The 6,685-nt window shown below is 71.2% G+C and carries 6 protein-coding genes and 1 pseudogene; 4 read left to right on the top strand and 3 right to left on the bottom strand.

The window, feature by feature from the left end; all coding sequences use genetic code 11:
• Positions 1–167: 167 nt before the first annotated feature.
• The 3 genes from AC07CM_RS12250 to AC07CM_RS12240 form a co-directional block, all read right to left on the bottom strand.
• On the bottom strand, positions 168–395 hold the full coding sequence (locus tag AC07CM_RS12250; RefSeq protein ID WP_388382469.1) for a DUF3107 domain-containing protein: 228 nt from the start codon (positions 393–395) through the stop codon (positions 168–170).
• Between the two features lie 134 nt (positions 396–529).
• Positions 530–1,171: a TetR/AcrR family transcriptional regulator gene (locus AC07CM_RS12245; protein ID WP_055706875.1), complete on the bottom strand. Its 642-nt coding sequence runs from the start codon at positions 1,169–1,171 to the stop codon at positions 530–532.
• Positions 1,172–1,337: 166 nt separating this feature from the next.
• Positions 1,338–1,574 carry a hypothetical protein gene (locus tag AC07CM_RS12240; protein ID WP_478876282.1) on the bottom strand — a complete coding sequence of 79 codons (237 nt, stop codon included), beginning with the start codon at positions 1,572–1,574 and terminating at the stop codon, positions 1,338–1,340.
• 212 nt (positions 1,575–1,786) lie between these two features.
• Here AC07CM_RS12240 and AC07CM_RS12235 point away from each other — a divergent pair, with 212 nt between their 5' ends.
• The 4 genes and pseudogenes from AC07CM_RS12235 to AC07CM_RS12220 all read left to right on the top strand — a co-directional run bounded on the left by AC07CM_RS12235 (position 1,787) and on the right by AC07CM_RS12220 (position 6,546).
• Positions 1,787–2,863: an alpha/beta fold hydrolase gene (locus tag AC07CM_RS12235; RefSeq protein WP_478876281.1), complete on the top strand. Its 1,077-nt coding sequence runs from the start codon at positions 1,787–1,789 to the stop codon at positions 2,861–2,863.
• 8 nt (positions 2,864–2,871) lie between these two features.
• Positions 2,872–4,497, top strand: a complete 1,626-nt coding sequence (locus AC07CM_RS12230; RefSeq protein ID WP_478876280.1) for a DUF3152 domain-containing protein — start codon at positions 2,872–2,874, stop codon at positions 4,495–4,497.
• A 56-nt stretch (positions 4,498–4,553) separates the two neighbouring features.
• A complete protein-coding gene (locus AC07CM_RS12225) occupies positions 4,554–4,649 on the top strand; it encodes an Ms4533A family Cys-rich leader peptide (RefSeq protein ID WP_478876279.1) in 96 nt (31 codons plus the stop codon).
• A 179-nt stretch (positions 4,650–4,828) separates the two neighbouring features.
• Positions 4,829–6,546, top strand: a pseudogene (locus AC07CM_RS12220) (ABC transporter substrate-binding protein).
• Positions 6,547–6,685: the final 139 nt, after the last annotated feature.

The raw sequence follows: 6,685 nt of genomic DNA, 5'->3' as shown, positions 1-6,685 counted from the left end.
GGCCGCTCTGCGGCGGCCAGCGATGCGACCACCTCCCCCCCCCCCCCCCCCCCCCCCCTCCCCCCCCCCCCCTCCCCCCCCCCCCCCCCCCCCCCCCCCCCCCCCCCCCCCCCCCCCCCCCCCCCCCCCCCCCCCCCCCCCGCCACACCTGCCCACAGGGCTGTGTCCTACAGGGCGCCGAAGCCCACCTTGCGGACGGTCGGCTCGCCGATCTCCACGTACGCCAGGCGGTCCGTCGGTACCAGGACCTTGCGGCCCTTCTCGTCCTCGAGGCTCAGCAGCTGCGTCTTACCGGCCAGCGCCTCCGACACCACGCGCTCGACCTCCTCGACGCTCTGACCGCTCTCCAGAACGATCTCGCGGGGCGCGTGCTGCACGCCGATCTTGACCTCCACGGCTATGTCCCTCCGACGGTCAGTGATGTGCGCGATCTTCCGCGCCGTACGCTGCACACATTAGCCCGGTGAGGGGACGTACACGCTGCGGGCCGGAACGCCATCAGCGAACACCCGGCGGGAACAGACGTGCGTCAGTGGTGCTCGCTGCCGTGCAGCGGGAAGCCCGCGATGCCGCGCCAGGCCAGCGAGGTCAGCAGCTGCACCGCCTGGTCGCGGGGCACGCTGCGGTCGCTGTGCAGCCAGGAACGCGCGACCACCTGGGCGAGGCCGCCGAGCCCCGAGGCGAGCAGCATCGACTCCGCGCGCGAGAGGCCCGTGTCCTCCGCGATGACGTCGCAGATCGCCTCGGCGCAGTCGTTGGTGACCTTGTCGACCCGCTCGCGCACCGCGGGCTCGTTGGTCAGGTCCGACTCGAAGACCAGACGGAAGGCACCGCCGTCGTCCTCGACGTACGCGAAGTAGGCGTCCATGGTCGCCCGCACGCGCTGCTTGTTGTCGGTCGTCGAGGCGAGCGCGCCGCGCACCGCCTGGATCAGCGACTCGCAGTGCTGGTCCAGCAGCGCGAGGTAGAGGTCGAGCTTGCCGGGGAAGTGCTGGTAGAGCACCGGCTTGCTGACGCCGGCCCGCTCGGCGATGTCGTCCATCGCCGCCGCGTGATAGCCCTGTGCGACGAAGACCTCCTGAGCGGCGCCCAGCAGCTGGTTCCGTCGGGCTCGGCGCGGCAGACGGGTGCCGCGCGGGCGTGCCGCCTCAGTTTGCTCGATGGCTGTCACGCCGCCTCCCAGAGTCGTCCACATGCGGTGTCGGCCGCGCGGCCATCGTACTTTTCGGTAACCGTGGTGTGCGCGGTGCGAGCGCAGAATTTCACGTACCGGACGGCGATGAAAGCCGCGAAGCGTTCCTTACGCGGTCGGAGAGGCCCCGCGCGGTCCTGTGAGGTCAGCGGTAGTCGTCCTCGTCGAGTGTCACCACGCGCGCCTGTTCGATGAGATCGGCCTCGTTGCCGCGGTCCGGATCCACGCCGGTCAGGGGGTCGTCGCCTTCCGGCGCGAGGTCCGCGTGCTGCTCGGCGGCATCCACCTCGGGGGCCTCGACGTCGATCTCCGCGCTGTCGCCGCTCTCGGCATCCTCGATCACGTCGGGCTCGATGGGGTCCTCGATGGAGTCATAGGCCATGGTGGGCTCCCTTCCTACGAACGTCCCTGGAAACAGCAGGGGCCACATGCGGGTGCCCTCTGTACGAGCGTAGGAGACACCCGATCCCGACGCCATGCCATCGGAGGCCGTTCGCCGTGCGGTTTCACCGGTGCGGTTTCCAGCACGGCGTGACCCAACCTGTGACGGCGAACACATGAACCACAGCGTGATCGTCTCGTAACATTGCCCGCATGTCTTCGACCGAGTCGCCGTCCCTGCCGGCCGCCAGCGTCCTTCCGAGGGTGGCACCCGTCCGGGTCGGTGAAGGGGAGCGGCTGAGGTCGGTGGGACTGCCGGGGGTCACCCTGTCGGTGCGTTCGCGGCGCCCCGCGCGCGAGGGGCTGCCGCCCGCGCTGTACGTCCACGGACTCGGCGGTTCCTCGCAGAACTGGTCCTCGCTGATGAGGGAACTGGACGGCGTCGTCGACAGCGAGGCGGTCGACCTGCCCGGCTTCGGCGACTCCCCGCCCCCGGACGACGGCGACTACTCCGTCACCGGGCACGCGCGCGCGGTCATTCGTCACCTCGACGCCGCCGGACGCGGCCCGGTCCATCTGTTCGGCAACTCCCTGGGCGGAGCGGTCGCCACGCGCGTCGCCGCCGTACGCCCCGACCTCGTACGCACCCTCACGCTGATCTCGCCCGCCCTGCCGGAGCTGCGCGTGCAGCGCAGCGCGGTGCCGACGGCGCTGCTCGGAGTTCCCGGCGTGGCCCTGCTGTTCACCCGGCTCACCAGGGAGTGGACGGCCGAGCAGCGGGTGCGTGGCGTGCTGGGCCTGTGCTACGGCGACCCCGGGCGGGTGTCGCCCGAGGCGTTCGGGCACGCCGTGGAGGAACTGGAGCGGCGGCTGCGGCTGCCGTACTTCTGGGACGCGATGGCGCGCTCGGCGCGCGGGATCGTCAACGCCTACACCCTCGGGGGTCAGCACGGGCTGTGGCGCCAGGCCGAGCGCGTGCTCGCCCCGACCCTGCTGATCTACGGCGGCCGTGACCAGCTCGTCGGCTTCCGCATGGCCCGCAAGGCAGCCCGCTCCTTCCGCGACTCCCGCCTGCTGTCCCTGCCGGAGGCGGGGCACGTGGCGATGATGGAGTACCCGGAGGTGGTGGCCGGAGCGTTCCGGGAACTCCTCGCAAGGGACGGGGAGTTGAGCGAGGCGGGCCCCGTGGGCCACGAGGGCGCGACGGAGTCCGTGGCGGACGCCGGTGCGTCCGGGAGTGCGGAGGCCGCGGCGCCGGGCGTCGATTCGGCCACGAGCGCGGGGAGCTGAGGGCAGAGGTGGGACGCCACAGCCGCCGCGGACCGGCCCCCAAGGGCGACTCCGGGGACATAAGCGCACAACGAGGGGGACGGAGCACGGCCTCCGGTACTCCGAGCGAGCCCCGACAGCCCGGCCTCCCCGGCCGGCGGCAGGCCCCGGAGGGCAGCCCCCAGGCGTACGACGCACCACGCCCCGGCACGGCCCGGACAACGCCCGGGTCCCCGCCGGGAGCGCCTGCGCGGGGGGTACCGCGGCTTCCTGACGGCACGCCCGCGCGCGGTGTTCCGCGTTTTCCGGGTGGGCCGGGGGTGCAGGGTGGCCGGCGTGTGCCCGAGGGCACTCCGGTGCAGGGGGCGCCGCGGCTTCCTGACGGCACTCCGGCTCGAGGTGTGCCCCGTTTCCCCGACGGCACGCCCGCCCACGGTGTGCCCCGGCTGCCGGACGGCACGCCCGCGCGCGGTGTGCCTCGTCTCGGTGCGGGCGGGGCGCAGGCCCGGGGTGGGCATCCCGAGCAGCGTGAAGCCGGTGGTGGCTGGGGCGAGTTCACGGAGGCGGCCGGCGCCGGTCCCGGGGTCGCCTCCGGGGTGCGGCAGGGCCCGGCCGGGCCCGGTGTCGCCTTCCCGCGGCAGCGGCAGGGCGGGTCGGGGCGCTCCCGCGGTGGACCCCGACAGGACTACCTCGACGCCTTCGAGGAGGACGTCGACGTCTTCGAACCCCGGGCCGGCGGCGGTGGGGCAGGCCGTACCGAGTCCGCCACCGCGCAGGAGTCGTACGGGCCCGACGAGCCGGAGGCAGCCGGGACCGGTGACGGCGGCGAGGCGCCGCCGGCCGGCGTGCCCGCGCAGCGCGCCGGCGGCAAGGGGCGGGCCTTCACGGGCATCGCGGCGGCGGCCGTGACCACCGTGCTCGCGGTCGTCGTGGCCGGGCAGGTCGCCGACGGCCACGACGGGAGCGACGTGCGCTCGCAGTCCGCCACCGACCAGGCGCGCGACGCCCGCGCCCAAGGGCAGAGCGCCCCGTCCGCCTCGCCGAGCGTCGCGACGCTGACGTACGAGCAGAAGATGGACCGGACGTACCCGCTCGGCGCCACGCTGAAGGGTTCCGGGAAGTTCGACGCCGTACCCGGCTTCGACAAGGCGCCCGGCAAGGGGCAGAAGTACACCTACCGGGTGGACGTCGAGCAGGGACTCGGCCTGGACGGCGCGCTGTTCGCCGAGGCCGTGCAGAAGACGCTCAACGACGACCGCAGCTGGGCCCACGGCGGCGCCCGCACCTTCGAGCGCGTCTCCTCCGGCAAGCCCGACTTCGTGATCACGCTCGCCAGCCCCGGCACCACCGCCCAGTGGTGCGCCAAGTCCGGCCTGGACACCACGGAGGACAACGTCTCCTGCGACTCCGCGTCCACCGAGCGCGTGATGATCAACGCCTACCGGTGGGCACAGGGCAGCAAGACGTACGGGGACAAGATCCACGCATACCGGCAGATGCTCATCAATCACGAGATCGGTCACCGGCTCGGCCACGGCCATGTGTCGTGCCAGAAGAACGGCGAACTCGCCCCGGTCATGCAGCAGCAGACCAAGTTCCTCGACCACGACGGAATCCACTGTCTGCCCAACCCCTGGCCCTACCCCAGGAGTTGACAGGCGCCCCTTATGCCGGATTGACATGCGTCGCAAGGTCGTTCATATTTTTGCGCATGTGGTCTAGTCATGCCGTCTCCAACAGCGCCGCCATCGAGCTGGCGCTGCTCGGCGTGACCGCTCTCTGCGTGGCCGACATCCACTGTCGCTGACGCCGCCTCCCTGGCGTTCGCGTCGCGACCTTCCTTCCTTTTCCGTCCGTGACCCCGTCACGGATTTTTCGACGACCCGGCGCCGGGCCGACGTCTGTCCGCAGCCGTCTCACCCCTCGTCCATCTGTCTCACTTTTCGAGAAACCCTCGATCAGTTCCCCCGAGAGGTCGTCATTCCGATGCGTCAACCGTCCGTCATTGCGCGCCACGTGGCAGCGGCATCCGTCAGCCTGGTCGTGGCAGCGGGCGCCGCCGCCTGCGGCCCGAAGGACAACGATGCCAAGGTTCCGGTGGCGACTCCACGCCGCACAAGGGCGGCACGCTCACGGTGCTGAACTCCAACCCGCAGCAGGACTTCGACCCCGCCCGCCTCTACACCTCCGGCGGCGGAAACGTCCCGTCCCTGGTGTTCCGCACCCTCACCACCCGCAACCGCGAGAACGGCGCGGCCGGCGCCGAGGTCGTCCCGGACCTCGCCACCGACACCGGGCGCCCCGACAAGGACGCGACCGTGTGGACGTACACCCTGAAGAAGGGCCTGAAGTACGAGGACGGCACCCCGATCACCTCGGCCGACATCAAGTACGGCATCGAGCGCTCCTTCGCTCCCGAACTCTCCGGCGGCGCACCCTACTTGAGGGACTGGCTGGTCGGCGCCGCCGACTACCAGGGGCCGTACAAGGACAAGAAGGGCCTCTCGGCGATCGAGACGCCGGACGAGCGGACCATCGTCTTCCACCTGAACAAGCCCGAGGGCGAGTTCCCGTTCCTCGCCACGCAGACGCAGTTCACCCCGGTCCCGAAGGCCGAGGACACGGGCACCAAGTACGAGGAGCACCCGATCTCGTCCGGTCCCTACAAGGTCGTCAGGAACGAGAACGACGGCGAGCACCTCGTCCTGAAGCGCAACACCCACTGGTCCACGGCCGTCGACGCCGAGCGCAAGGCCTACCCGGACACCATCGACGTCCGCTCCGGCCTCGACTCCTCCGTGATCAACCAGCGGCTGTCGACGTCCCAGGGAGCGGACGCGGCCGCCGTCACCACGGACACCAACCTCGGCCCGGCCGAACTCGCCAAGGTGACGGGCGACAAGGAACTGGCCGCGCGTGTGGGCACCGGCCGCTTCGGCTACACCGACTACATCGCCTTCAACCCGAAGGTGAAGCCGTTCGACAACCCCGAGGTGCGGCAGGCGATCTCGTACGCCCTCGACCGCTCCTCCGTGGTCAACGCCGCCGGCGGTTCGGCGCTCGCCGAGCCCGCCACCACCTTCCTGCCCGACCAGAAGTCCTTCGGCTACACGCCCTACGACCTCTTCCCCGCCGGTAGGAGCGGCAACGCGGCCAAGGCCAAGGAGCTGCTGGCGCAGGCCGGTCACAAGAACGGCCTCACCGTCACGCTGACCCACTCCAACAGCAAGGACTTCGAGACCAGCCCCGAGATCGCTACCGCTGTCCAGGACGCGCTCAAGAAGGCCGGCATCACGGTCAAGCTGCAGGGCCTGGAGGAGAACGACTACTCGGACAAGATCCACAGTGTGCGGACCGAGCCCGGCTTCTTCCTCGCCCACTGGGGTGCCGACTGGCCCTCCGGCGGTCCCTTCCTCGCCCCGATCTTCGACGGCCGGCAGATCGTCAAGGACGGAGCGAACTTCAACACGGGTCTGCTGAACGACAAGTCGGTCAATGACGAGATTGACGCGATCAACAGGTTGACCGACCTTGACGCGGCCGCCAAGCGGTGGGGTGCACTGGACAGGAAGATCGGCGGGCAGGCCCTCGTCGTGCCGCTGTTCCACCCCGTCTACAAGCGCCTGTACGGCGAGGACGTCAGGAACATCGTCATCAGCGACTGGACCGGCGTCCTGGACATCTCCCAGGTCGCGGTGAAGTAAGTCCGTGAGCGAGGCACTTGTCGCCTCCCCGGGGGGGGGGGGGGGGAAAACCCCCCCACGGGGCCCGGGGGGGCCCTTAGTTCCGTGGGGGGTTCCGGGGTGAGGTAGCGCCCCGGTGTCCCCCGGGCCCGTTGCATTT

The sequence above is a fragment of the Streptomyces sp. NPDC044061 genome (genome assembly GCF_056434305.1).
This window is presented reverse-complemented; position numbering and strand designations above follow the sequence as displayed.